Origin of the sequence: Stenotrophomonas sp. G106K1, assembly GCF_037969685.1 — a bacterium.
GTDB classification, from domain to species: Bacteria; Pseudomonadota; Gammaproteobacteria; order Xanthomonadales; family Xanthomonadaceae; genus Stenotrophomonas; species Stenotrophomonas lactitubi.
The window spans coordinates 202,674-226,456 of the sequence record NZ_JBBPFR010000002.1 but is presented as its reverse complement, the minus strand read 5'-3'; the positions used below and the strand labels follow the sequence as shown (position 1 = coordinate 226,456).

The 23,783-nt window shown below is 66.9% G+C and carries 17 protein-coding genes; 10 read left to right on the top strand and 7 right to left on the bottom strand.

The window, feature by feature from the left end:
- Positions 1–85: 85 nt before the first annotated feature.
- Positions 86–904: an NADPH-dependent 7-cyano-7-deazaguanine reductase QueF gene (queF, locus tag WKB25_RS03325; protein WP_340568729.1), complete on the bottom strand. Its 819-nt coding sequence runs from the start codon at positions 902–904 to the stop codon at positions 86–88.
- Between the two features lie 601 nt (positions 905–1,505).
- On the bottom strand, positions 1,506–2,825 hold the full coding sequence (locus tag WKB25_RS03320) for a M20 family metallopeptidase (RefSeq protein WP_025874644.1): 1,320 nt from the start codon (positions 2,823–2,825) through the stop codon (positions 1,506–1,508).
- A gap of 186 nt (positions 2,826–3,011) precedes the next feature.
- Here WKB25_RS03320 and WKB25_RS03315 point away from each other — a divergent pair, with 186 nt between their 5' ends.
- From WKB25_RS03315 to WKB25_RS03270, 10 genes are all read left to right on the top strand, one after another.
- Positions 3,012–4,250: an efflux RND transporter periplasmic adaptor subunit gene (locus WKB25_RS03315; RefSeq protein WP_340568728.1), complete on the top strand. Its 1,239-nt coding sequence runs from the start codon at positions 3,012–3,014 to the stop codon at positions 4,248–4,250.
- Between the two features lie 74 nt (positions 4,251–4,324).
- Positions 4,325–7,558, top strand: a complete 3,234-nt coding sequence (locus WKB25_RS03310) for an efflux RND transporter permease subunit (RefSeq protein ID WP_340568727.1) — start codon at positions 4,325–4,327, stop codon at positions 7,556–7,558.
- Between the two features lie 31 nt (positions 7,559–7,589).
- On the top strand, positions 7,590–10,712 hold the full coding sequence (locus WKB25_RS03305; RefSeq protein WP_340568726.1) for an efflux RND transporter permease subunit: 3,123 nt from the start codon (positions 7,590–7,592) through the stop codon (positions 10,710–10,712).
- A 231-nt stretch (positions 10,713–10,943) separates the two neighbouring features.
- Entirely contained in the window at positions 10,944–13,001 is a 2,058-nt protein-coding gene (locus tag WKB25_RS03300; RefSeq protein WP_340568725.1) for a TonB-dependent receptor, read from the top strand.
- Between the two features lie 109 nt (positions 13,002–13,110).
- Positions 13,111–15,288, top strand: a complete 2,178-nt coding sequence (yccS, locus tag WKB25_RS03295; RefSeq protein WP_340568724.1) for a YccS family putative transporter — start codon at positions 13,111–13,113, stop codon at positions 15,286–15,288.
- A 161-nt stretch (positions 15,289–15,449) separates the two neighbouring features.
- A complete protein-coding gene (locus tag WKB25_RS03290; RefSeq protein ID WP_340568723.1) occupies positions 15,450–16,247 on the top strand; it encodes an SDR family oxidoreductase in 798 nt (265 codons plus the stop codon).
- A 136-nt stretch (positions 16,248–16,383) separates the two neighbouring features.
- Entirely contained in the window at positions 16,384–18,273 is a 1,890-nt protein-coding gene (locus tag WKB25_RS03285; RefSeq protein ID WP_340568722.1) for an MFS transporter, read from the top strand.
- A gap of 194 nt (positions 18,274–18,467) precedes the next feature.
- Positions 18,468–18,755 carry a CD225/dispanin family protein gene (locus WKB25_RS03280; RefSeq protein ID WP_049466559.1) on the top strand — a complete coding sequence of 96 codons (288 nt, stop codon included), beginning with the start codon at positions 18,468–18,470 and terminating at the stop codon, positions 18,753–18,755.
- Positions 18,756–18,788: 33 nt separating this feature from the next.
- Positions 18,789–19,073 (top strand): CD225/dispanin family protein, encoded by a 285-nt coding sequence (locus tag WKB25_RS03275; protein ID WP_049466561.1) that lies wholly within the window; start codon positions 18,789–18,791, stop codon positions 19,071–19,073.
- Positions 19,074–19,116: 43 nt separating this feature from the next.
- Positions 19,117–19,542 (top strand): DUF2752 domain-containing protein, encoded by a 426-nt coding sequence (locus WKB25_RS03270; RefSeq protein ID WP_340568721.1) that lies wholly within the window; start codon positions 19,117–19,119, stop codon positions 19,540–19,542.
- A 466-nt stretch (positions 19,543–20,008) separates the two neighbouring features.
- Here WKB25_RS03270 and ampE read toward each other — a convergent pair whose 3' ends face one another.
- The 5 genes from ampE to WKB25_RS03245 form a co-directional block, all read right to left on the bottom strand.
- Entirely contained in the window at positions 20,009–20,896 is an 888-nt protein-coding gene (gene ampE, locus WKB25_RS03265) for a regulatory signaling modulator protein AmpE (RefSeq protein ID WP_340568720.1), read from the bottom strand.
- A gap of 94 nt (positions 20,897–20,990) precedes the next feature.
- The gene (nudC, locus tag WKB25_RS03260) at positions 20,991–21,923 is read right to left on the bottom strand and encodes an NAD(+) diphosphatase (RefSeq protein ID WP_340568719.1); all 933 of its coding nucleotides are present in this window, start codon (positions 21,921–21,923) and stop codon (positions 20,991–20,993) included.
- 143 nt (positions 21,924–22,066) lie between these two features.
- Positions 22,067–22,459 carry an iron-sulfur cluster insertion protein ErpA gene (gene erpA, locus WKB25_RS03255; RefSeq protein WP_025874631.1) on the bottom strand — a complete coding sequence of 131 codons (393 nt, stop codon included), beginning with the start codon at positions 22,457–22,459 and terminating at the stop codon, positions 22,067–22,069.
- 31 nt (positions 22,460–22,490) lie between these two features.
- Positions 22,491–22,955, bottom strand: a complete 465-nt coding sequence (locus tag WKB25_RS03250) for a polymer-forming cytoskeletal protein (protein WP_340568718.1) — start codon at positions 22,953–22,955, stop codon at positions 22,491–22,493.
- A 4-nt stretch (positions 22,956–22,959) separates the two neighbouring features.
- Complete coding sequence (locus WKB25_RS03245) at positions 22,960–23,703, bottom strand: DUF6776 family protein (RefSeq protein WP_340568717.1); 744 nt, start codon at positions 23,701–23,703, stop codon at positions 22,960–22,962.
- Between the last annotated feature and the right edge of the window lie 80 nt (positions 23,704–23,783).

The window sequence follows — 23,783 nt, the reverse complement described above, 5'->3', positions numbered from 1 at the left end:
CCGGGGCGGCTGAACAATCGAGGCGGAACGCCGCCGCTGCGCTCGCCGGGCACGGCCCGGCGCCACCTGTAACCGCCTGCGGCGGTTATTGGCGCAATTCGCGGTAGGTCACGGCCGGGGCGGCGATGCCGTGGCTGGCGCGCCACGGGTTGATGTCCAGGCCACCGCGGCGGGTATAGCGGGCCTCCACTTCCAGCCACTGCGGCCGGCAGCGCGCGGACACCTCGCTGAAGATGCGCTCGACGCACTGCTCATGGAACTCGGCGTGCTCGCGGTAGCTGACCAGGTAGCGCAGCAGGCCCGCACGATCAATCCGCGGGCCGCGATAGCGCAGGCTGACGGTGGCCCAGTCCGGCTGACCGGTAACCGGGCAGTTGGACTTCAGCAGGGCCGAGACCAGGGTCTCCTCCACCAGCGCATCGGCGTTGGCCGACAGGTAGTCCGCCTGCGGCGGGCCATAGCAGTCGATGTCCACATCAAGGCCGTCGATCAACTCGCCCAGCGGCGACTCGCGCAGCGCCGGCAGCCCGAACGTGACCTGGACCGGGGCACCGGCGCAGGCCGACAGGTCGGCGATGAGGCGCTCGCGCAGGGCGTCGGCACTGTCCAAGCGGGTGCTGTTGAGCGAGTTCAGGTACAGCTTGAACGACTTCGACTCGATCAGCCGCGGCGAGGTGCACGGCACCTGCACGGTGGCGACGGCAACCTGCGGTTTGCCACGCGGGTCGAGCCAGCTCAGCTCGAAGGCGTGCCAGCGGTCGTGGCCGACGAACGGCAGCGCGGCCTCGTCCAGACCGATCTCGGCGCGGGCGCCGACGCGGGGGATGGGAAACAGCAGGCCGGGATCGTACTGCGACGGGTAACTGACCTCGCGACCGAGGCTGGAATCCTGTGGGGTGTTCATGGTGCCTATTGTATCGCGCGTGGAGCGGGCCTTCGGCCGGGTCGGCCAACGGCGGAGCCCCTCCGTGGTGGGTGGGTGGGTCGCGTACAGCCGGGATTCTGGGGTTGGCCGGGCGGGGAGGCTGGGCAGGGGGCGCTGCAAGTACGTCCATGCAAGCTCGGTCGCCGCATCCATGCGGCTCACGCCCCTGCCCAGCCTCCCCACCCGGCCTCTGACAGTTTCCTGCGCGCGGCCGCCACCACGGGAAAGATCAGGAAAATCAAAAGCAGGATCGAAAGCCGATCCTTCAGACATTCACTGTGTCTGCCATCCACGCATGGCGTGGATCTACTGTGTCGACCAAGGTCCACACCTACCAACAGCCGCGTGGTCGACACCCACCAGAAGCAGCACAGAACGCCGTTCCGACAGATCGCGGAAATCTGTCGAAGGCGGGGTGGGTCCGGTTGCGGGGGTGTCCGCGGCATGGATGCCGCGGCCAAGCCTCCATGGACGGATTCACGGCGTCCCCCGCAACCGGACCCACCCCGCCATCCCTCGGATAGCCAGCTTTTGACGTTGACGTTAGCGGGTGCAGGGCTGCAAGCCCTGCCGGTAACCCTCACCCCGCCGGGGTGCCGGCGCCATGCAGGTAATCCAGGCTCACCTGCAGCAGCGCGCGGAATCCGACATCCAGCGCCTTCTCATCCAGCAGGAATTTCGGCGAATGGTTGGCCGGCGCCGTCGCCGGGTCGATGCCCACGCTGGTCGAGCCGACAAAGAAGAACATGCCCGGCACTTCCTTGGCGTACAACGAGAAATCCTCCGCACCCATCTGCAGCGGCGGCTCATACACGTTGTCCTTGCCCACCACCGCCTGCAGGCTCGGCAGCATCTTCGCGGTCAGCGCCGGGTCGTTCACCGTGGCCGGGTTGCCTTCCGATTCGTAGATGTCGGTTACCGCCTTGGCGCCATGCGCGGCAGCGGTGTGATCGGCCACGTTGCGCAGATCGGCGAAGATCTGCTGGCGCATGCCTTCATCGAAGGTGCGGATGGTGCCGACCATCTCCACTTCATCGGGAATGATGTTGTAACGGATGCCGCCGTTGATCGCGCCGAAGGTCAGCACTGCCGGCTGCTTGGAGAGGTTGGCGCGGCGGCTGACGATGGTCTGTGCGGTGCCGATCAGATCGGCAGTAGCCACAATCGGGTCGACGCCATTCCACGGTGCCGAGCCATGCGTCTGCCGGCCGATCACCTTGATGCCGAAACGATCGGACGCGGCCATCAGCGGGCCACCGCGCACCGCGATCTGCCCTGCCTGCACGCTGGAGAACACATGCAGGCCGAACACGGCTTCCGGCTTGAAGTCAGCAAACAGGCCTTCCTTCAGCATCAGCGCGGCACCGCCCTCTTCCGGCGGCGGCGCACCTTCCTCGGAGGGCTGGAAGATCAGCATCACCTGGCCCGGCAGGTCCTTCTTCATCGCCACCAGCGCTTCGGCCACGCCCAGCAGGGTGGCCGTGTGTGCGTCATGGCCACACGCATGCATCACGCCTACGGTCTGTCCGCGGTACTGCGCGGTGGCCTTGGAGGCGAACGGCAGGCCGGTCTGCTCGGTCACCGGCAGTGCGTCCATGTCCGCGCGCAGGGCGATCTTCGGGCCGGGCTTGCCGCCTTCGATGATCGCCACCACGCCGTGGTGGGCGATGCCGGTCTTCGGCTTCAGGCCCATCGCACGCAGGCGCTTGGCGACCTCGGCGGAGGTGCGCTCCTCGCGGTTGGACAGTTCCGGGTGCTGGTGGAAATCGCGCCGCCATTCAACCACCTTGGCCTGCAGGCGCTGTGCGGCAGCGGTCACTTCCGGGCGCTGCGCGTCCTCGGCGTGGGCAAGGGCCGGCAGGGCCAGCAGCAGGGCGGACAGCAGCAACGAACGGCGCATCTCGATCTCCACGGAAGGGGTCTGCACCTGAATGTAGGACAACCTTGGCGTTACGGGAACCTCCAGCGTCGTCCATCTGTCTGAGCGCCCGTCCCATCCGTCATGCAGGAAACCCGGTGGGCCACAGGTATGCTTTGCGCATTGCCACCCGGGGTGCCACCCCGTCCAGCCCTCTTGGAGTCTTGAATGTCACGTGTTTGGAAGATCGTGCTGCTGGTCGTGGCGGTACTGGTGCTGGCCGTGGTCGGCGTGCGCGTACTCGGTGGCGGCAAGGACAAGGCTGCCGGGCAGCAAGCAGGCGCCGGCCAGGGGGGTGAAGATCCCGATGCGGGCCCGGTACCGGTGACCGTGGTCGATGCCACGCGCCAGGACGTGCCGGTGTATGCCAGCGCACTGGGCACGGTGACCGCGATGAACACCGTGACGGTCAGCCCGCAGGTGGGCGGCCAGCTGATGAGCCTCAATTTCCGCGAAGGCCAGGAAGTGAAGAAGGGCGACGTGCTGGCGGTGATCGACCCGCGCACTGCCCAGGCCAGCTATGACCAGGCCGTTGCATCCAAGCGCCAGAACGAAGCCCTGCTGGCCACCGCGCGCTCGAACTACCAGCGTTCGAACGCGCCGGAGTACCGCCAGTTCGTGGCCAAGACCGATCTGGATACACAACGAAACCAGGTGGCACAGTACGAAAGCGCGGTCGCCGCCAATGAAGCCAGCATGCGCTCGGCGCAGGTGCAGCTGCAGTACACCAGGGTCACCGCACCGATCACCGGTATCGCCGGCATCCGGGCGGTCGACGCCGGCAATGTGGTCAACGCCGGTACCGCACTGGTCACCCTGACCCAGATCCATCCGATCCACGTGCTGTTCAACCTGCCCGAGCGCCAGCTCGGCGACGTGCGCCAGGCGCAGGCTGCCGGCAGCGTGCCGGTCGCCGCGCTGGACCGCGCCGATTCGCACGTGCTGAGCGGCGACGGCAAGCTGGACGTGGTCGACAACCTGATCAGCGCCGACAGCGGCACCTTCAAGGCGCGCGCGGTGTTCGACAACACCGACAACGGCCTGTGGCCGGGCCAGTTCGTCAATGTGCGCATGCAGTTGCGCACCATCGGCGGCGGCGTGGTGATCCCGACCCAGGCGGTGCTGCGTGGCCCGGACGGCGAGTACGTCTATGTCGTGCAGGGCGACAACACGGTGAAGATGCAGACCGTGCGCAGTGGCGTGGAAGTGGGCGACAGCCAGGTGCAGATCGCCGAAGGCCTGAAAGGCGGCGAGCGTGTGGTCAGCGAAGGCCAGTTCCGCCTGAAGCCGGGCAGCAAGGTGACCGCGCTGAAGCCGGGCGAAACGCCGGCCGCACCGACCGAGGCCGAACTGAAGGCCGCCGAACAGAAGAGTGGCGGCGGTCGCCGCGGTGGTGGCCCGCGCTGAGCGCAGGCCCCTGCTCTTCCCCGCGCCGGCGATCCCGCCGGCGCTGCCATTGAAGTGCCAGCAAGGATCAGTCCGTGGGCTTTTCGACGATCTTCATCCGCCGCCCGATTGCCACCTCGCTGTTGATGGCGGGCTTGTTGCTGCTGGGCATCCTCGGTTACCGCAAGCTGCCGGTGTCGGCGCTGCCGGAAATCGATGCGCCCAGCCTGGTGGTGACTACCCAGTACCCCGGTGCCAACGCCACCACCATGGCCTCGCTGGTGACCACGCCGCTGGAGCGCCAGTTCGGGCAGATCTCCGGGCTGGAACTGATGACCTCCGATTCCTCGGCAGGGTTATCCACGATCATCCTGCAGTTCTCGATGGACCGCGACATCGACATCGCCGCACAGGACGTGCAGGCGGCGATCCGCCAGGCCACCCTGCCCTCGTCGCTGCCGTACCAGCCGGTCTACAACAGGGTGAATCCGGCCGACGCGGCCATCGTCACCCTGAAGCTGACCTCTGATACGCGGCCGCTGCGAGACGTCAACAACTACGCTGACTCGATCCTCGCCCAGCGCCTGTCGCAGGTGCAGGGCGTGGGCCTGGTGTCGATCGCCGGCAACGTGCGTCCTGCCGTGCGCATCCAGGTCAATCCGGCGCAGCTGTCCAACATGGGCCTGACCCTGGAAGAGCTGCGCAGCGCGCTCACCCAGGCCAACGTCAACGCGCCGAAGGGCTCGCTGAACGGCAAGACCCAGTCCTACAGCATCGGCACCAACGACCAGCTGGCCAGCGCCGCCGAGTACCGCGACACCATCATCAGCTACAGGAACGGCCGCCCGGTGCGGCTGTCCGACGTGGCCGAAGTGATCGATGGCGTGGAGAACGACCAGCTGGCCGCATGGGCCGATGGCAAGCCGGCGGTGCTGCTGGAAGTGCGCCGCCAGCCCGGCGCCAACATCGTGCAGACCGTCGAGCGCATCCGCGCACTGCTGCCGCAACTGCAGGGCGTGCTGCCGGCCGACGTGCACCTGGAAGTGTTCTCCGACCGCACCGAAACCATCCGCGCGTCGGTGCACGAAGTGCAGTTCACCCTGATCCTGACCATCGGCCTGGTGGTAGCGGTGATCTTCGTGTTCCTGCGCCGGTTCTGGGCCACCATCATTCCCTCGGTGGCGGTGCCGTTGTCGCTGGCCGGCACCTTCGCAGTGATGGCCTTTACCGGCATGTCGCTGGACAACCTTTCGCTGATGGCGCTGGTGGTGGCCACCGGCTTCGTGGTCGACGATGCGATCGTGATGATCGAGAACATCGTGCGCTACATCGAACAAGGCAAGAGCGGCAAGGAAGCGGCGGAGATCGGTGCGCGCCAGATCGGCTTTACCGTGCTGTCGCTGACGGTTTCGCTGGTGGCGGTGTTCCTGCCGCTGCTGCTGATGCCCGGCGTCACTGGCCGCTTGTTCCACGAGTTCGCCTGGGTGCTGAGCATCGCGGTGGTGCTGTCGATGCTGATCTCGCTGACGCTCACCCCGATGATGTGTGCCTACCTGCTCAAGCCCGATGCGCTGCCCGAAGGCGAGGACGCGCACGAGCGTGCGGCCGCGGCCGGCAAGCAGAACCTGTGGACGCGCACCGTCGGCCTGTACGAGCGCAGCCTGGACTGGGTACTGGAACACCAGCCCCTCACCCTGGCCGTGGCCGCTGCCGCGCTGGTACTGACCGTGCTGTTGTACGTGTTGATTCCCAAGGGCCTGCTGCCCGAACAGGACACCGGCCTGATCACCGCCGTGGTCCAGGCCGACCAGAACATCGCGTTCCCGCAGATGGAGCAGCGCACCAAGCAGGTGGCCGAGGCGCTGCGCAAGGACCCGGACGTGACCGGCGTGTCGGCCTTCATCGGCGCCGGCAGCATGAATCCCACGCTCAACCAGGGCCAGCTGTCGATCGTGCTGAAAGAGCGCGGCGAGCGCGATGGACTGGATGAGATCCTGCCGCGCCTGCAGAAATCCGTCGCCGGCATTCCCGGCGTGGCGCTGTACCTGAAGCCGGTACAGGACGTGACCCTGGACACCCGCGTGGCCGCCACCGAGTACCAGTACTCGCTGTCGGACGTGGACAGCGCGGAGGTTGCACTGCAGGCCAATCGCCTTACCCAGGCGCTGCGCCAGCGCCCGGAACTGGCCGACGTCGACAACAACCTGTCCAACCAGGGCCGCGCGCTTGAACTGAACATCGACCGCGACAAGGCCAGCGTGCTGGGCGTGCCGATGCAGACCATCGATGACACGCTCTACGATGCGTTCGGCCAGCGCCAGATCTCGACCATCTTCACCGAGCTCAACCAGTACCGCGTTGTGCTGGAAGTGGCGCCGCAGTTCCGCACCAGCACTGCGCTGATGGAGCAGCTGGCGGTCGCCTCCAATGGCGCCGGCGCACTGACCGGCACCAATGCGACCAGCTTCGGCCAGGTCACCTCCTCCAACTCGTCCACCGCCACCGGTATCGGTGCGCAGAATACCGGCATCACCGTCGGTGCGGGCAGCATCATCCCGCTGTCGGCGCTGGCCGAGGCCAAGGTGTCCAGCGCGCCGCTGCTGGTGAGCCACCAGCAGCAGCTGCCTGCGGTGACGGTGTCGTTCAACGTCGCCCCGGGCTATTCGCTGTCCGATGCGGTCAAGGCCATCGAAGAGACCAAGGCCAGCCTGGACATGCCGGCGCACGTGCATGCGCAGTTCATCGGCAAGGCCGCCGAGTTCACCGGCAGCCAGACCGACGTGGTGTGGCTGCTGCTGGCCTCGCTGGTGGTGATCTACATCGTGCTCGGCGTGCTCTACGAGAGCTACATCCACCCGATCACGATCATCTCGACCCTGCCGCCGGCCGGCGTCGGCGCGCTGCTGGCACTGATGGTCTGTGGCCTAAGCCTGTCGGTGGATGGCATCGTCGGCATCGTGCTGCTGATCGGCATCGTCAAGAAGAACGGCATCATGATGGTCGACTTCGCCATCGAGGCGCGGCGCACCGGCGCCAACGCGCGCGAGGCCATCCGCCGCGCCTGCCTGCTGCGCTTCCGCCCGATCATGATGACCACCGCGGCGGCCATGCTCGGCGCGTTGCCGCTGGCGCTGGGCACCGGCATCGGCTCGGAACTGCGTCGCCCGCTGGGCATCGCCATCGTCGGCGGCCTGCTGCTGTCACAGCTGGTGACGCTGTACACCACGCCGGTGATCTACCTGTACATGGAGCGCTTCTCGGAATGGCTTGCCCGTCGCCGTGAACAGCGCGCGCTGCGCGATGGCACGGTGCAGGAGCCGCAGGCATGACCCTGGCCCCGCACCTCCGGGGGTCTGCACGATGAACCTGTCCGGCCCCTTCATCCGCCGCCCGATCGGCACCGCGCTGCTGGCCATCGGCTTGTTCATGGTCGGCGTGATCTGTTACCTGCGGCTCGGCGTGTCGGCACTGCCGAACATCGAGATCCCGGTGATCTTCGTGCACGCCAGCCAGTCCGGTGCGGACGCGGCAACCATGGCCTCCACGGTGACCGCGCCGCTGGAGCGCCACCTCGGCCAGCTGCCGGGCATCGACCGCATGCGCTCGTCGAGCTCGGAAGGCAGCTCGCTGGTGTTCATGATCTTCCAGACCGACCGCGACATCGATTCGGCCGCGCTGGACGTACAGACGGCGATCAATTCGGCGCAGGCCGACCTGCCCTCGGGCATGGGCTCGCCGATGTACCAGAAGGCGAACCCGAACGACGACCCGGTGATCGCCATCGCGCTGACGTCGCAGACGCAGTCCGCCGATGAGCTGTACAACGTCGCCGACTCGCTGCTGGCCCAGCGCATCCGCCAGATCGGTGGTGTCGCCTCGGTGGACATCGCCGGTGCCTCGACGCCGGCGGTGCGCGTGGACGTCAACCTGCGCCTGATGAACGCGCTGGGACTGACCGCTGACGACCTGCGCAATGCCGTGCGCGCAGCCAACGTGACCTCGCCCACCGGCTTCCTCAGCGATGGCAACACCACCACTGCGATCATCGCCAACGATTCGGTAGCCCGCGCCGCCGACTTCGCCGACCTGGTGGTCAAGACCCAGGGCGATGGCCGGGTGATCCGCCTGAAGGACATCGCCAACGTCTACGACGGCCAGCAGGACGCTTACCAGGCCGCGTGGTTCGACCACAAACCGGCCGTGGTGATGTATGTGTTCACCCGTGCCGGCGCCAACATCGTGGAAACCGTGGACCGGGTGAAAGCGCAGATTCCCGCGTTGCGCGATTACCTGCAGCCGGGCACCACGATGACGCCCTACTTCGACCGCACCCCGACCATCCGTTCGTCGCTGCATGAAGTGCAGATCACCCTGCTGATCAGCCTGGCGATGGTGGTGCTGACGATGGCGCTGTTCCTGCGCCGGTTGGCGCCGACACTGATCGCTGCGGTCACCGTACCGCTGTCGCTGGCCGGTGCCGCGCTGGTGATGTACGTGATGGGCTTCACCCTGAACAACCTGAGCCTGCTGGCGCTAGTGATCGCGATCGGCTTCGTGGTGGACGATGCGATCGTGGTGATCGAGAACATCATGCGCCACCTCGACGAGGGCATGCCGCGGATGCAGGCGGCCTTCGCCGGCGCGCGCGAAATCGGCTTCACCATCGTCTCGATCACCGCCTCGCTGGTGGCGGTGTTCATCCCGCTGCTGTTCGCCAGCGGCATGATGGGCGCATTCTTCCGCGAGTTCACCGTGACCCTGGTGGCGGCCATCGTGGTGTCGATGATCGTTTCGCTGACGCTGACCCCGGCGCTGTGCAGCCGCTTCCTCAGCGCACACGACCACAAGGCGGCGCCGTCGCGCTTCGGCCGCTGGCTCGATGCCGGTCACGAGCGGATGCTGCGCGTCTACACCGTGTTTCTTGATTTCTCGCTGCGCCATGCGCTGCTGCTATCGTTGACGCCGTTGATCCTGATCGGCGCCACCATCTTCCTCTTCGGCGCGGTGAAGAAGGGGGCGTTCCCGCCGCAGGACACCGGCCTGATCTGGGGCCGCGCCAACTCCAGTGCGACGGTGTCCTTCGAGGACATGGTCAGCCGCCAGCGGCGCATCACCGACATGCTGATGGCCGACCCGGCGGTGAAGACCGTGGGCGTACGCCTGGGCAGTGGCCGCCAGGGCTCCAGCGCACAGTTCAACGTCGAACTGAAGTCGCGCAAGGAAGGCCGCCGCGAAACCACCGCACACGCACTGGCACGGCTGAGTGCGAAGGCCGACCGCTACCCGGACCTGCAGCTGCGCCTGCGCGCGATCCAGGACCTGCCCAGCAATGATGGTGGTGGCAACAGCCAGGGCGCGCAGTACCGCGTCTCGCTGCAGGGCAACGATCTGGCCGCGCTGCAGGAATGGCTGCCCAAGCTGCAGGCGGCATTGAAGAAGAACCCGAAGCTGCGTGATGTCGGCACCGACGTCGACAACGCCGGACTGCGCCAGAACATCGAGATCGACCGCGCCAAGGCCGCGCGCCTGGGCATTTCGGTCGGCGCCATCGACGGTGCGCTGTACGGCGCCTTCGGCCAGCGCCAGATCTCCACCATCTACTCGGACATCAACCAGTACAGCGTGGTGGTCAATGCGCTGCCGTCGCAGACCGCTACGCCTGCGGCGCTGGACGAAGTGCATGTGCGCGCACGTAACGGCGAGATGGTGCCGATCACGGCGGTGGCCAGGCAGGCGCCGGGCCTGGCGCCCTCGCAGATCACCCATGAAAACCAGTACACGACGATGGACCTGAGCTACAACCTCGCCCCCGGCGTCAGCATGGGCGAGGCCAAGGCCATCATCGACAGCACCGTGGCCGGCATGCGCATGCCCGGCGACATCCGCCTGGCCGACGACGCGGGCTTCGGCTTCAATTCCGACCCCAGCGACATGCTGATCCTGGTGCTGGCGGCGATCCTCACCGTCTATCTGGTACTGGGCATCCTCTACGAAAGCCTGATCCACCCGGTGACGATCCTGTCCACCTTGCCGGCGGCCGGCGTGGGTGCGTTGCTGGCGTTGTTCGGCACCAACACCGAACTATCGGTGATCTCGATGATCGCGCTGGTGCTGCTGATCGGCATCGTCAAGAAGAACGCGATCATGATGATCGACTTCGCCCTGGTGGCGCAGCGCGAACATGGACTGACCCCGCGCGATGCTGCCCGCGAAGCCAGCATCGTGCGTTTCCGCCCGATCATGATGACCACGATGGTGGCGATCCTGGCGGCGGTGCCGCTGGCGATCGGGCTGGGCGAAGGGTCGGAACTGCGCCGCCCGTTGGGCATCGCGATGATCGGCGGCCTGCTGTTCTCGCAGAGCCTGACCCTGCTCAGCACGCCGGCGCTGTATGTGATCTTCTCGTGCCTGGCCGAGCGCTGGAAAGCGCGGCGTGCACGCAGGCGTGAGGCAAAGCTGCTCAGGCGCGCGCAGCGGGCGTAGCAAGACCCATCCACGCATGGCGTGGAACTACCGGGTGCGGACCGTTGGTCCGCACGCCGATGGCATTTGACGCGCTGTAACGAAAAGAGAACAATTCTCATCCAGCCATGGTCCTGCGCCCCCTTGCGGCGCCCCGCTGCCGTTGCCGGCACGCCTGTGTGATCCCAGCCACCGACCTTTCCCCCCTGCATGGGCGGATGGCCCGTGGCCGCCCGCCGAGGATCTCCATCGATGTTGCCCATCCGCTCCCCCCGCCTGGCCGCGCTGGCCGTCGCGCTGTCCGCCGCCTGCACTGCCCACGCCGAAGCCCCCGGCGACGCCCGTAGTGCCACCGATCTGGACGCGGTCAAGGTCATCGCCGAGCGTACCCACACCGAGGCCGGCGCCCTCGGCGACCGCGCCCTGCGTGATACCCCGTTTGCGATCACCGCGGTCGGCCGTGAGCAGATCGAACAGCGCCAGGTCGTATCGCTGGGCGAGGCCTTCCTGCTCGATCCTTCGGTCACCACGCAGGTAAGCGCCTATGCCAGCGGCTGGAGCTCGCCGATCCGCAACCGCGGCATCGACCTGAACTTCGACAGCTACCGGGTCAACGGCCTGCAGGTCTCGTCCTGGGGTACCGAATGGCCGCTGGAAGTGATGGAACAGGTCGACCTGCTGAAGGGCCCCGGTGGGTTCCTGTACGGCTTCGGCGCGCCGGGCGGCATCGTCAACTACATCACCAGGAAGCCGACCGAGGTACCGACCTTCTCCGCCCAGCTCGGCTGGCGTGAGCAGGGCATCGTCAGCGGCGGCATCGACGTCGGCGGCCGCTTCGGCAACGAGCAGATGTTCGGCTACCGCTTCAACGCCTTCCAGGAAAAGGGTGAAACCTTCAACGGCGGCCATGTCGATCGCAAGGTCGGCGCGCTGTCGCTGGACGCGCGCCTGAGTGATGCGCTCACCTGGACCTTCGACGGCGTGTTCCAGTCGCGCGACCTGCGAGAGGAATCACCGCAATACTACTTCCGTGGCCTGACGTCGCTGCCGCGGCCGATCGCCGGTGATGTCGACAACAGCGTGCCCGGCACCTACTACGACACCCGTTCCAGCCTGCTGTCCACCGCACTGGACTGGCAGATCAACAGCGACTGGAAGGCCAGCCTGAGCTATGGCGTCACCACCTCGTGGAACGACGTCAACAAGATCTTCGCCTACATTGACGACCTCAACGGCGACTACGCCGTCAACGTCTACGAACTCGGCGGCAAGAGCGAGTGGAAGCTGGCGCAGGCCCTGGTGCAGGGCAGCTTCGGCACCGGCCCGCTGCGGCACCAGCTGGTGGCCGGCGTCAGCCACCAGACCGGGCTGGGCTGGGACCGTCCTTACGAGTTCAGCCTGATCGGCCGCGCCAACCTGTACCAGCGCCATGACATCCGCCACGACGCAGTCGGTTCGCGGGTGATGAGCCGTGGCAGCGAAACCGTGCAGAAGGCCGTGTTCGCCAGCGATACCGTCGACCTCGGCCATGGCTGGTCGGTGCTGGCCGGTTGGCGCTACAACGATTTCGAGACCAAGGGCGCCTACCACACCTATCCGGTCACCCCGACCTATGCGGTGATGTTCAAGCCCAGCGAGGCCGTCACCCTGTATGCCAGCTACATCGAGTCGCTGGAAGCCGGCGGCCGCGTGGGCAACAGCTACGTCAATGCCGGCGATGTGCTCGATCCCACCATCAGCAGGCAGTACGAGATCGGCGCCAAGGTTGAAGCCGATCGCTGGAACGCGAACGTCGCTGCGTTCCGCCTGGAGCGCGGCGCCAACATCGATCAGCTGACCGATGCAGGCAAGCGCCTGGTGCAGGATGGCATCACCCTGTACGAAGGCATCGAGGCCAGCGCCGACCTGCACCTGAGCGACGCGCTGACCGTCGGCGGTGGCGTGACCTGGCTGGACCCGACCTACGACAAGCTGTCCCCGGGCAACGCGGCGCAGGAAGGCAACCGCACCGTCGGTGCTGCACGCTGGAGCGGCGTGCTGCATGCCACCTACCAGCTGCCGTGGGTGGACGGGCTGGAGACCTATGCCGCCGTGCGCTACTACGGCGATGTCTGGTATGACGCCGACAACACCCTGAAGCTGCCTGACTACACCCTCGTCAACGCGGGCATCGGCTACCGCCTGCTGGCCTCCGGCCACCCGGTGACCCTGCGTGCCAGCGTGGAGAACCTGGCCAACCGCAGGTACTGGTCGAATGCCGGCGTCGGCCTGCCGCGCACCTTCGCGCTGAGCGTGCGGTTCGACATGTAAGCGGCCGGCACTACCGGGTATCGAGCGGAAAACCATCCACGCATGGCATGGATCTACCATTTCACGCGCGGCCCGCAATAATGGTGGTCGATCCTTCCGCCGAGCCTGCATGTCCGCACGCGAATCCCGCCTCAGCCGCCTGTGGGCCCACGAGAAGGCCAGCTATGGCCTGCGGGTGTTCATTGCCCTGACCGCAGCGCTGGCGGTGTGCTGGCAGCTGGATGCGCTCACCGCGCTGCCCGGCGTGTTCCTCGGCATCATCGCCAGCGCGATTGCCGAGACCGATGACAACTGGTGGGGCCGGACCAAGGCCGTGCTGCTGTCGCTGCTGTGCTTCTGCCTGGCGGCCGCTTCGGTGATATGGCTGTTCCCCTGGCCGTGGATCTTCATCACGGCCCTGGCGCTGTCCACGTTCGGCTTGACACTGCTCGGTGCACTCGGCGAGCGCTACGCGTCCATCGCCCAGGCCACCGTCACCCTGGCCATCTACACCATGATCGGCCTGGAACAGCATGGTGCCCACGACCTGCACAGTGCGCTGGACGCGGTCAGCCACCTGCTGGCGGGCGCGGTCTGGTACGGGCTGCTGTCGATTCTGTGGACCACGTTGTTCGCCAACCGGCCGGTGCGCGAGCGCGTGGCCCGCCTGTACGTGGAACTGGGCCGTTACCTGCAGCTCAAGGCCGCACTGTTCGAACCCGTGCGCGAGGCGGACCTGCAGCGCCGCCAGCTCGACCTGGCCGAACAGAACCGCCGCGTGGTCGGCGCGCTGAACGAGGCGAAGACGGCGATCCTGGCGCGTTTTGGCCGCTCCGGCCGGCCCGGCGTCAACTCCGGCCTGTACCTGCGCCTGTATTACATGGCACAGGATTTCCATGAGCGCGCCAGCTCCTCCCACTATCCGTACGGCGCGCTGGTCGATGCGTTCTTCCACAGCGACGTGCTGTACCGCTGCCAGCGCCTGCTCGACCTGCAGGGCCAGGCCTGTGCACGGCTGGGCGAAGCGATCCGGCTGCGCCGCCCGTTCGTCTACGGCGAGAGCAACCAGCAGGCCGGGCGCGATCTGGCCGATGCGCTGGCCTACCTGCGCGACCAGCAACGTCCGCAATGGCAGCGCCTGCTCGGCTCGCTGGACCTGCTGGTACACAACCTGCGCAGCATCGAGCGCCGCCTGCTCGATGCCGAACGTTCCGAAGCCAGCCTGGACAATGTCGACACCCGCCTGCGCGACAGCAACCCGCACACCCTGCGCGAAATGGGCGTGCGCCTTCGCCAGCAGCTCACCCCCGGCTCGGTACTGTTCCGCCATGGCCTGCGCATGGCGCTGGCACTGATCGCCGGTTTCGTTGCCATCCGTCTATTCAACGCACAGAACGGCTCGTGGGTGCTGCTGACCATCGTGTTCGTGTGCCGGCCCAACTTCGGCGCCACCCGCCAGCGCCTGGCCCAGCGCATCGTCGGTACGCTGGCCGGCCTGGTGCTGACCTGGGCGCTGCTGCAGCTGTTCCCCCGGCTGGAGATCCAGCTGCTGATCGCGCTGTTGTCGGCGCTGCTGTTCTTCTTCACCCGTACCGACCGCTATCTGGTCGCCTCGGCCGCCATCACGGTGATGGCGCTGACCTGCTTCAACCTGATCGGCGACGGCTTCGTACTGATCGTGCCGCGCATGGTCGATACGATCCTCGGCTGCGCGATCGCAGCCGCCGCCGCGTTCCTGATCCTGCCGGACTGGCAAGGCCGACAGTTGCACCGCGTGCTGGCGCGGGTCCTGGATACCGCCGCCCGTTATCTGGAATCGGTGCTGGGCCAGTACCGCAGCGGCATGCGCGACGATCTGGCTTACCGCATCGCCCGCCGCGACATGCACAACGCCGATGCCGCGCTATCCACCGCCCTGTCGAACATGCTGCGCGAACCGGGCCACGTGCGCCGCAACCTCGATTCGGGCTTCCACTTCCTGGCGTTGTCCAACACCCTGCTTGGGCACTTGTCGGCGTTGGGTGCGCACCGCGACCAGGTCGACAGCTACGCGGGCGATCCATTGGCGCTGGCCGCTGGCGAGCGGGTGCGCAAAGCGTTGCAGCAGCTGGCGTCTGCATTGACTGCGCAGCAACCGGTGTCTGAGGAAGACAACGACGCCGATCGTGCGGTGGCCGCAGAACTTGAGCAGCTCGATGAGACGATGCCGCCGAAACTGCAGTTGATCCGCACGCAGATGGCGCTGGTGCTGCGGATGCTGCCGAAGGTGAGAGCGGCGGCGAATGGCGCGGTGCGTGGTTTGAGCTGACGGCATCCACGCATGGCGTGGATCTACTGGAAGGGCTTCCACGCGTGGCGTGGATCTACTTGGGCGGCTGTCGGCCGTGCAACATCGTGTTGCGTCCACGAGGGCATTCCGATCACGCCCGGGCGCCGATACTGCCGTGTCGCCCTCGCAGAATCTCCCCCATGAAGATCGAACTCAACGACCGCACCGCGCTGGTCACTGCCTCCACCGCCGGCATCGGCCAGGCCATCGCACAGGGGCTGGCTGCGGCCGGCGCGCAGGTCATCCTCAACGGCCGCAGTGCCGACAGCGTGGAACGTGCGCGCCAGCGCCTGCTGGCTGCCATCCCCGCGGCCAAGGTGCTGGGCGTGGCCGCCGACCTGTCCGACGCCAGCGGCGTCGACACCCTGCTGGCCGGCCTGCCGGGGAAGGTCGACATCCTGGTCAACAATGCCGGCATCTTCGGCCCGCAGGATTTCTTCGAAACCGACGATGCCACCTGGGAGCGGTACTGGCAGACCAACGTCATGTCCGGCGTGCGCCTGTCGCGCGCCCTGCTGCCGGCGATGGTCGAGGCCGGCTGGGGCCGCGTGTTGTTCATCTCCTCGGAATCGGCACGCAACATTCCGGCCGACATGATCCATTACGGCGTCAGCAAGACCGCGCAGCTGTCGCTGTCGCGCGGCCTGGCCAAGCGCGTGGCCGGCAGCGGCGTCACCGTCAATGCGGTACTGCCCGGCCCTACGTTGTCCGACGGCTTTGCAACGATGTTCGAAGAAGAACGCGCGCGTACCGGCAAGCCGCTGGAACAGATCGGCCGTGAGTTCGTGATGGCCCATCGTCCTGCGTCGGTGATCCAGCGCGCGGCCACGGTCGAGGAAGTGGCCAACATGGTGGTCTACCTTGCCTCGCCACAGGCGTCGGCCACCTCCGGCGCGGCGTTGCGGGTCGATGGCGGCGTGGTCGACGATATCGTCTGAGGTGCTCAGGTGTGCGGACCAACGGTCCGCACCCACCCATGGGGTCTGAGTAGATCCACGCCATGCGTGGATGCATGCCGCCACGGTCCCGACAGATGGGCAGGAATGCTAGGCTGCGCCGGTCCAAGGAGGTTCCATGTCCGGTCACAACCAGTTCGCCCTGCTGCGCCAGCGCCGTTTCCTGCCGTTCTTCATCGTGCAGGGGTTGGGTGCCTTCAACGACAACGTGTACCGGCAGGCGATCATCGGCCTGCTGTTCTACCTCGGCGTGGCCGAGAGCGAGCGCACGCTCTACACCAACCTCGCGCCGGCGCTGTTCATCCTGCCTTACTTCCTGTTCTCTGCCCTGGCCGGGCAGATCGCGGAAAAGCTGGAGAAGTCGCGACTGATCGTGATCACCACCACCATGGAGATCGTGATCATGACACTGGCGGCGGTGGGCTTTCTCACCGAGAGCCTGCCGGTGCTGCTGGTGGCCCTGTTCTGCACGGGCCTGCAATCCACCCTGTTCGGCCCGGTGAAGTACTCGGTGCTGCCATCGGTACTGCGCCCGGAAGAACTGACCGGTGGCAATGGCCTGGTCGAGATGGGCACGTCGATGTCGATCCTGACCGGCATGATCGTCGGCGGCCTGGTGTTCACCCTGGCGGGCACCCATGGCCCCATCGTGGCCGCCACGGCGGTCATCGCGCTGGCGATCTGCGGCAACCTCGCCGCGCGCATGATCCCCAAGGTCGATGCCGGCGCGCCGGATCTGAAGATCAACTGGAACCCGATCCCCGAATCGCTGGCCGTGCTGCGCATGGCCAGGAAGCAGAAATCGGTACGCAACGCCATCCTCGGCGTGTCCTGGTTCTGGTTCGTCGGCACCATCCTCACCGCGCAGCTGCCGTCCTATGCGGTCACCAACCTCGGTGGCGAGCCCACCCTGTACATCTTCGCGCTGGCGCTGTTTTCGGTAGGCACCGGCGTCGGTTCGCTGCTGTGCGAAAAGCTGTCGGCGCGCACCGTGGAGATCGGCCTGGTGCCACTGGGCGCGTTCGGCATGACGGCGTTCCTGCTGGACCTGTACTTCGCACGCGCCGGTGAAGCCACCGCGCAGGGCCTGTCGGTCACCCAGTTCGTGCACCAGGCCGGCAGCATCCGCATCATCGTCGACCTGCTCGGCATCGGCCTGTTCACCGGCTTCTTCGTGGTGCCGCTGTTTGCGTTGATCCAGAGCCGCACGCCGAAATCGGAGATGTCGCGCGTGTTCGCCGCGCTGAACATCCAGAACTCCGGCTTCATCGTCGCTGCGGCGGTACTCGGCCTGCTCACCCAGCGCCTGCTCGGCTGGACCATCCCGCAGCTGTTCCTGGCATTGGCCATCGCCAACGCGGTGGTGGCGATCTACATCTTCACCATCGTCCCCGAATTCCTGATGCGTTTCCTCAGCTGGGTGATGGTGCGCACGCTGTATCGCCTGCGTCCGCATGGCATCGAGGACAACGTGCCCGATGAAGGTGCCGCGCTGCTGGTCTGCAACCACGTCAGCTACATGGACGCGCTGATCCTGTCGGCGACCATTCCGCGCCCGGTGCGCTTCGTCATGTACTACAAGATCTTCAACATCCCGGTGATGCGCTGGATCTTCCGCACCGCCAAGGCGATTCCGATCGCCGGTGCGCGCGAAGACCCGGCCTTGATGCAGCGTGCGTTCGATGAGGTCGATGCCGCACTTGCAGAAGGAGAGCTGGTGTGCATTTTCCCGGAAGGCGCACTGACCCGCGACGGCACGATGGCACCGTTCAAATCCGGCGTCGAGAAGATCCTTGAACGGCGCCCGGTACCGGTGGTGCCGATGGCACTGCGTGGCATGTGGTCGAGCATGTGGAGCCGCCGCGATACCCGTCTGGGCCGCATGCGCGTGCCGCGCCGGTTCCGGGCGACAGTGGAGGTGGTCGCCGCGCCCTCGGTGGATGGCCATTCAACCGATGCCGCCGCCCTGGAAGCGCAGGTCCGCAGCCTGCGTGGCGACCTCGCCTGACGCGCGGATCAAGCCGTAGCGAGCCCCGACAGCCGGCGCCCAGCGCCGGCCTCTTCTTGCCCCGTCAAGCGCCATAAGCGACGGGATCTGACTGTAACCGCATACATGCACCGCAGGTTGCGGTAGATTACGCACCCACAGGGGGGAGGTTCGGCCCGTTCGCACGGCCGGCCACCAAGGAATGGAGTCTTGCTTTGAATCAACCGCCACCGCTCAGCCGTCCGGTCTACATCCCCAACCATCTGGTCTGGGCGATCCTGACGACGCTGTTCTGCTGCCTGCCGTTGGGCGTGGTGTCGATCGTGTATGCCGCCCAGGTCGATGGTCGCAACGCGGCCGGTGACCTGCCGGGGGCCTATAGCGCGTCGCGCAAGGCGGGCTGGTGGGCGGTGGCTTCGGCCGTCGCTCTGCCGGTCCTGTTGCTGTTGTGGTTCGGGCTGTTCGGCGGCTTGGCCGCGCTGGGCGCTCTATCCGACCTTTGATTCACCACCACCACCCATCGAGGAGCTTGAACCATGAACACCACCACTGCGCAGGTCCCCAACAATCTGGTCTGGGCCATCCTGTCCACCCTGTTCTGCTGCCTGCCGGCCGGCATCGTGTCGATCGTCTACGCCGCCCAGGTCAACGGCAAGCTGGCTGCTGGCGACGTCGCCGGTGCCCGTGAGTCGGCCGACAAGGCCAAGAAGTGGGCCATCTGGTCGGCCATCGCCGCCGTCGTCGTCATGGTGCTGTACGTCATCGTGATCATGGCCGTTGGCGGCCTGGGCGCCCTGAGCGGCGGCAACGGCAGCTACTGATGCCCGCGACGGGATCCGGCCACGCGCCGGATCCCGCCTCCGCATGTCCGCACTTCCCGCTCGTTCCCGACTCACCCGCTGGGCTCCGCTGCTGGCCGCGTCCGGTCTGGCTGCGGGTGCCGCCGTGGTCCTGCGCCACGTCAATCCGTATGTCTCCGGCAATCCGCTGCCGGGCTGTCCACTGTACGCACTGACCGGCTTCTACTGCCCCGGCTGCGGCAGCACGCGCTGCCTGTATTCGCTGGTCCACTTCGACCTGCCTGGCGCGATGGCGATGAACCCGTTGCTGGTCGTCAGCCTGCCCTTCCTGTTCCTGATGCTGCTCAACACAGCTGGCGTGCGCCCGCGCGTGCTCGATCCGCTGATGCGGGTACTGGCCAGCCCCACGTTCTGGCTGTGGCTGCTGCCGGGCTATGCCGTGCTGCGCAACCTGCCGTGGGCGCCGTTCACCGCGCTGGCTCCGGTGTAGTTTCCCGCCAACGGCGCAGCCCCTCGTGGTGGTCGTTGAAGGCAGAAGCCATGGGGGTTGGCCGGGCGGGTGGGCTGCGTAGGGGCGTGAGCCGCATGGATGCGGCGACCGAGCTTACATGGACGTACTTGCAGCGGCCCCTGCGCAGCCCACCCGCCCGGCCACGGACAATTTCCGTGCGCGTTCACCACGGAAAAGAAAGAAAAGATCAAAAGCGGAAGCGGATCGCTTCGCTCTGCATCCACGCATGGCGTGGATCTACCGTGTCGACCAAGGTCGACACCTACCAACAGCCGTCGGAATCTGTCGGGGGTGGGGCGGTGTGGGGCTGCAGGACCGTTGGCGCCATGGGCCCGAGGCATGCCTCGGGCGGGTTGGGCAGGACGCCCAACCCTCAGCAACCCAGAGCCGCTTTGGCTTTGGCTTTGGCCTCTGCAGGTGCAGGGCTGCAAGCCCTGCAAAGCAGCTACGTCACCCAGCCCGCGATCACCAGCAGAGCCAGCACCGCCAGCCACAGCAGCAGCATCCGCCACACCAGGCTCATCGCATCGCGCAGATCCGGCAGACGCTGCCACACCGGCAGCAGGCCCGCTTCGGTGTAATCGTGCGCATCTTCGCGCAACTCGGCATTGACGCTGGCACGCGCCACCGCGCCCAGGAAACCAATGCCGCCGGCCAAGCGCTCACCATGCGCCTGCCGCCATGCCTTCCAGGCCGTGTCGAAGTTGCCGACCAGGGCCATCGAGAACGCCATCAACTGGGCAACGGGCCATTCAATCCAGCCCAGCAACCGCTGCGCCAGCGCCAGTGGCTCCACCGGCACGCGCGCGCGCATCGGGCTTTCCGCCATCAGTGCCAGCAGGCGATAGCCGAGGGCGCCCACCGGGCCCAGCAGCAGGAACCAGAACAGCACCGCGAACCAGCGCCGCAGTGCGTTGAGCACGGTCGCCTCGACCAGCGAAGGAACATCCTCGCGCAGGCTGCCACCGGCCGACTGCAGGTTGCGTACCGCCGCCTGCCGGGTCGGTGCATCGTCGGCATCGATGATCGCTTCAATGTCACGGTCCAGATCCCGCGGGCCCCAGCACCAGGCCAGCACGGCCACGCCCAGCAGCAGCGCCGGAAGGCCGAACAGCACCCCGCGCAGCAGCCAGGCGACCAACGCCATCAGCAGCAGTGGCGGTACGATCGCCAGCGCCACGCCGGCGGCCCCCTGCCAGGCCCGACCACCGTGCGCGTCCAGCCAGCCCAGCCAGCGCCGGAAGCCGTCGAAACGGCGCAGCGACGCGGCAGCGGCCGGGGCGACATGGCCGAGGGCCAGTGCCACCAACACGGCGACCAGGGTGGTGAACATGGCAGGTCTCCCTACGAGCAAGCGTTCGGCGTCGCTACCTTACCTGTCGCAGCGTCGCCGTCAGCGGTGAACCGTACTGTAACCGGCAGCGTGTTCAGGTGGCGGCAATGCTGGCGCCGCCGGACGCCGGTTGCTGGCGGTACCAATGCTCGATCAAGCCCCGCGAAATGGAGATCGGCGGTGACAGACGGATGCCTTCACCATCGTCCTCGACGTCACGTGCGAGGGCCGCGCCAACTTCCTCGGCGCTGAACCAGCGCGCGTCTTCCAGCTCACCGTCCACGGTCGGCACGTCGTCCTGTGCCTGCGCACGGAAACCGACCATCAACGCACCGGGGAACGGCCAGGGCTGCGAGCCCAGGTACTGACAGGCGGTCACCCGCACCTTGCTCTCTTCGTGCACTTCGCGCGCTACGGTCTGCTCGAAGGTCTCGCCCGGCTCGACAAAGCCGGCCAGCACCGAATAGCGGCGCGGCGCCCAGTTGGACTGGCGGCCCAGCAACAGCCGGCCCTGGTTTTCCACGGCGACAATCACTGCCGGATCGACGCGCGGGTAGTGCTCGGTCGCGCACTGCGGGCAGCGGCCGACGAAGCCGCCACGGGCGAACGCCACGGCCGTGCCGCAGACGCCGCAGAAGCGGGTGCGCGATTGCCAGTAGGACATGCCGCGGGCGTAGCTGAAGGCGGTCGCATCGGCCACGGTCCACAGCAGTGCGGCCTGGCGCAGATCGAGCCGGCGTGGCGCGGTGACGGTCACGCTGGCAGCTTCCACCGAGAACCACGCCTGCTCGCCACGCAGGCCGAGGAAGATCGCGACCCCGGGCCCGCCACCGACATCAGCGCCGGTCAGCGCCAGCGGCTGGTCGTCATCACCGGTGAAGGCAGTGCCATCCTGGTCCAGGACAAGAATGCGCGCATCGGGCCACAGGCGCGCCAGAGCATCGGCATCCTCGCGCATGGCATCGGCGCGCTCCAACGGTTCACCCACGAAGGCAAAACCGGAAAGCGGCGAAGGAGAAGTGAGCATCCAGCTAGCCTGCCGCCAATCGATGCGGGTGGCAAGGTCGGCACTGTGCGCAATCTGCTGTTGTGGTTGCAGGACAGGCCATCCACGCGTGGCGTGGATCTACCGGAGGCACCGCGCGGGGCGGATGCTGCCCCACGCCCTGCTTACATGCTGAAACTGCTGCCGCAGCCGCAGGTGGTCTTGGCGTTCGGATTGCGGATCACGAACTGCGCACCGGTCAGGCTCTCGGTGTAATCCACCTCGGCGCCCATCAGGTACTGCAGGCTGAGCGGATCGACCAGCAGGGTGACCCCGCTGGTCTGCACCGCCAGGTCATCGCCGGCACGGTTCTCGTCGAACTCGAACCCGTACTGGAAGCCCGAACAGCCACCACCCTCGATGTACACCCGCAACGACAGGTCGGGGTTGCCCTCGTCCTGGATCAGTTCCTTGACCTTGGCCGCAGCGGCCTCGGTGAAGTTCAGCGGCCGATCCAGCGACTGGTAGTCGGGCGCGGCAGCCGGCGTGGCGCCGGGGAGGGAGACGAGCGTGTTCATGGGCTCAGCATGGGGGCGCCGGCGATGGCTTTCAAGCCATCGCCTCGGCCAGCTTGCGGCGTGCCGCGGTGTCGCCCTTGCCGTCACCGGCTTCCCCGCTCTCCGGCGATGGCAGGGCCTGCATCGGGGCGCTGGCATGGATCAGCCGGCCGTTCAGCTGGGCGCCCGCGTTCATTTCCACTACCTGGTAATGAACGTTGCCGTTGACCCGGGCGCTCGGGGTCAGTTCGACCTTCTCGGTGGCATGCACGTCGCCGTCCAGGCGGCCACTGATGACCACCACCTGTGCACGGATCTCACCCTCGATCACGCCATGCTCGGCGAGGGTCAGGGTCGCCGCGCTGGCGCCTTCCTGGGCGATCACCTTGCCGTGGATGCGACCTTCCACGTACAGGCCACCACTGAATTCCACATCGCCGCGGATCACCACCTGGTTGCCGATCAGGGCATCCACCACCAGTTGGCCATCACGGCTGGATTTGCTGCTTCCGAACATCTGCCTACTCCCCTTTGCTGGCCGGTGCGCCGGCCTGTTTCCAGTCGAATACCTGCGTGGTGCCCCCCGCACCACTCCCCAATGTCACCTTCACCCGTTGCGGGGTGAAGTCAGCCGGCAGCATCACGCTGCCAGTGAGCTGCTGGAAGTACCGGAACGAGTAATCCTGTCCCGGCACCTTGCTGCGCTGGTGCAGCTCGTCCCAGCTGATGGTGGCCAGCTTGCCGTTCTTCACGCCTTCCACCGTGAAACGCATCTGCCCCTGGCTGATCGCGCCCCGGTTGAGGTTCTGGGTCAGCACCACGCTGTACTGCCAGGTGCCGGCCGATTCCGGGCTGAATTCAATCGAATGGGTGTTCAGGCCCTTGCGCTGGCTGGTCGAGCCCACCAGGCGTTCGTAGAAGGCGACGTCAGCGCGCAGGCCGGCGATCTCTTCATCGCGCTCGGCCAGCGAAGACTGCACTTCGTTGTTGGCGGCACGGCTGATGCGGTCCGACGCTTCCAGCGTGGCCTGCTTCTGCTGCAACTCGGTCAGCTGGGTCTGCAGGGTATCGGCGCGCTTCTCGGCCACCTGCACGCGCTGGCCCTGTTCACCGCGCGGCGCACCCAGCCAGCAGCCACCCAGCACCGCAAGCACCAGGCTGAGCAGCCAGATGCCGGCGATCATCAGCAGGCGACGGCGGTCGGCAGGTGGTTGCGGGGCACCGGGAAGGCGGACCTGCACACGCATGGGAGGGCGGTTGTTCATGGGTAGTCTCCGTGGCATCGCAGTGGCGACGCCAGTACGGCCCCTGGGGCAAACGACGGGCTAGTGTATGACAGGAACGG

Coding starts and splice junctions, on each gene's coding strand:
- queF (WP_340568729.1), bottom strand. CDS start 904: ATGAACACCCCACAGGATTCCAGCCTCGGTCGCGAGGTCAGTTACCCG.
- WKB25_RS03320 (WP_025874644.1), bottom strand. CDS start 2,825: ATGCGCCGTTCGTTGCTGCTGTCCGCCCTGCTGCTGGCCCTGCCGGCC.
- WKB25_RS03315 (WP_340568728.1), top strand. CDS start 3,012: ATGTCACGTGTTTGGAAGATCGTGCTGCTGGTCGTGGCGGTACTGGTG.
- WKB25_RS03305 (WP_340568726.1), top strand. CDS start 7,590: ATGAACCTGTCCGGCCCCTTCATCCGCCGCCCGATCGGCACCGCGCTG.
- WKB25_RS03300 (WP_340568725.1), top strand. CDS start 10,944: ATGTTGCCCATCCGCTCCCCCCGCCTGGCCGCGCTGGCCGTCGCGCTG.
- yccS (WP_340568724.1), top strand. CDS start 13,111: ATGTCCGCACGCGAATCCCGCCTCAGCCGCCTGTGGGCCCACGAGAAG.
- WKB25_RS03290 (WP_340568723.1), top strand. CDS start 15,450: ATGAAGATCGAACTCAACGACCGCACCGCGCTGGTCACTGCCTCCACC.
- WKB25_RS03285 (WP_340568722.1), top strand. CDS start 16,384: ATGTCCGGTCACAACCAGTTCGCCCTGCTGCGCCAGCGCCGTTTCCTG.
- WKB25_RS03275 (WP_049466561.1), top strand. CDS start 18,789: ATGAACACCACCACTGCGCAGGTCCCCAACAATCTGGTCTGGGCCATC.
- WKB25_RS03270 (WP_340568721.1), top strand. CDS start 19,117: ATGTCCGCACTTCCCGCTCGTTCCCGACTCACCCGCTGGGCTCCGCTG.
- ampE (WP_340568720.1), bottom strand. CDS start 20,896: ATGTTCACCACCCTGGTCGCCGTGTTGGTGGCACTGGCCCTCGGCCAT.
- nudC (WP_340568719.1), bottom strand. CDS start 21,923: ATGCTCACTTCTCCTTCGCCGCTTTCCGGTTTTGCCTTCGTGGGTGAA.
- erpA (WP_025874631.1), bottom strand. CDS start 22,459: ATGAACACGCTCGTCTCCCTCCCCGGCGCCACGCCGGCTGCCGCGCCC.
- WKB25_RS03250 (WP_340568718.1), bottom strand. CDS start 22,955: ATGTTCGGAAGCAGCAAATCCAGCCGTGATGGCCAACTGGTGGTGGAT.
- WKB25_RS03245 (WP_340568717.1), bottom strand. CDS start 23,703: ATGAACAACCGCCCTCCCATGCGTGTGCAGGTCCGCCTTCCCGGTGCC.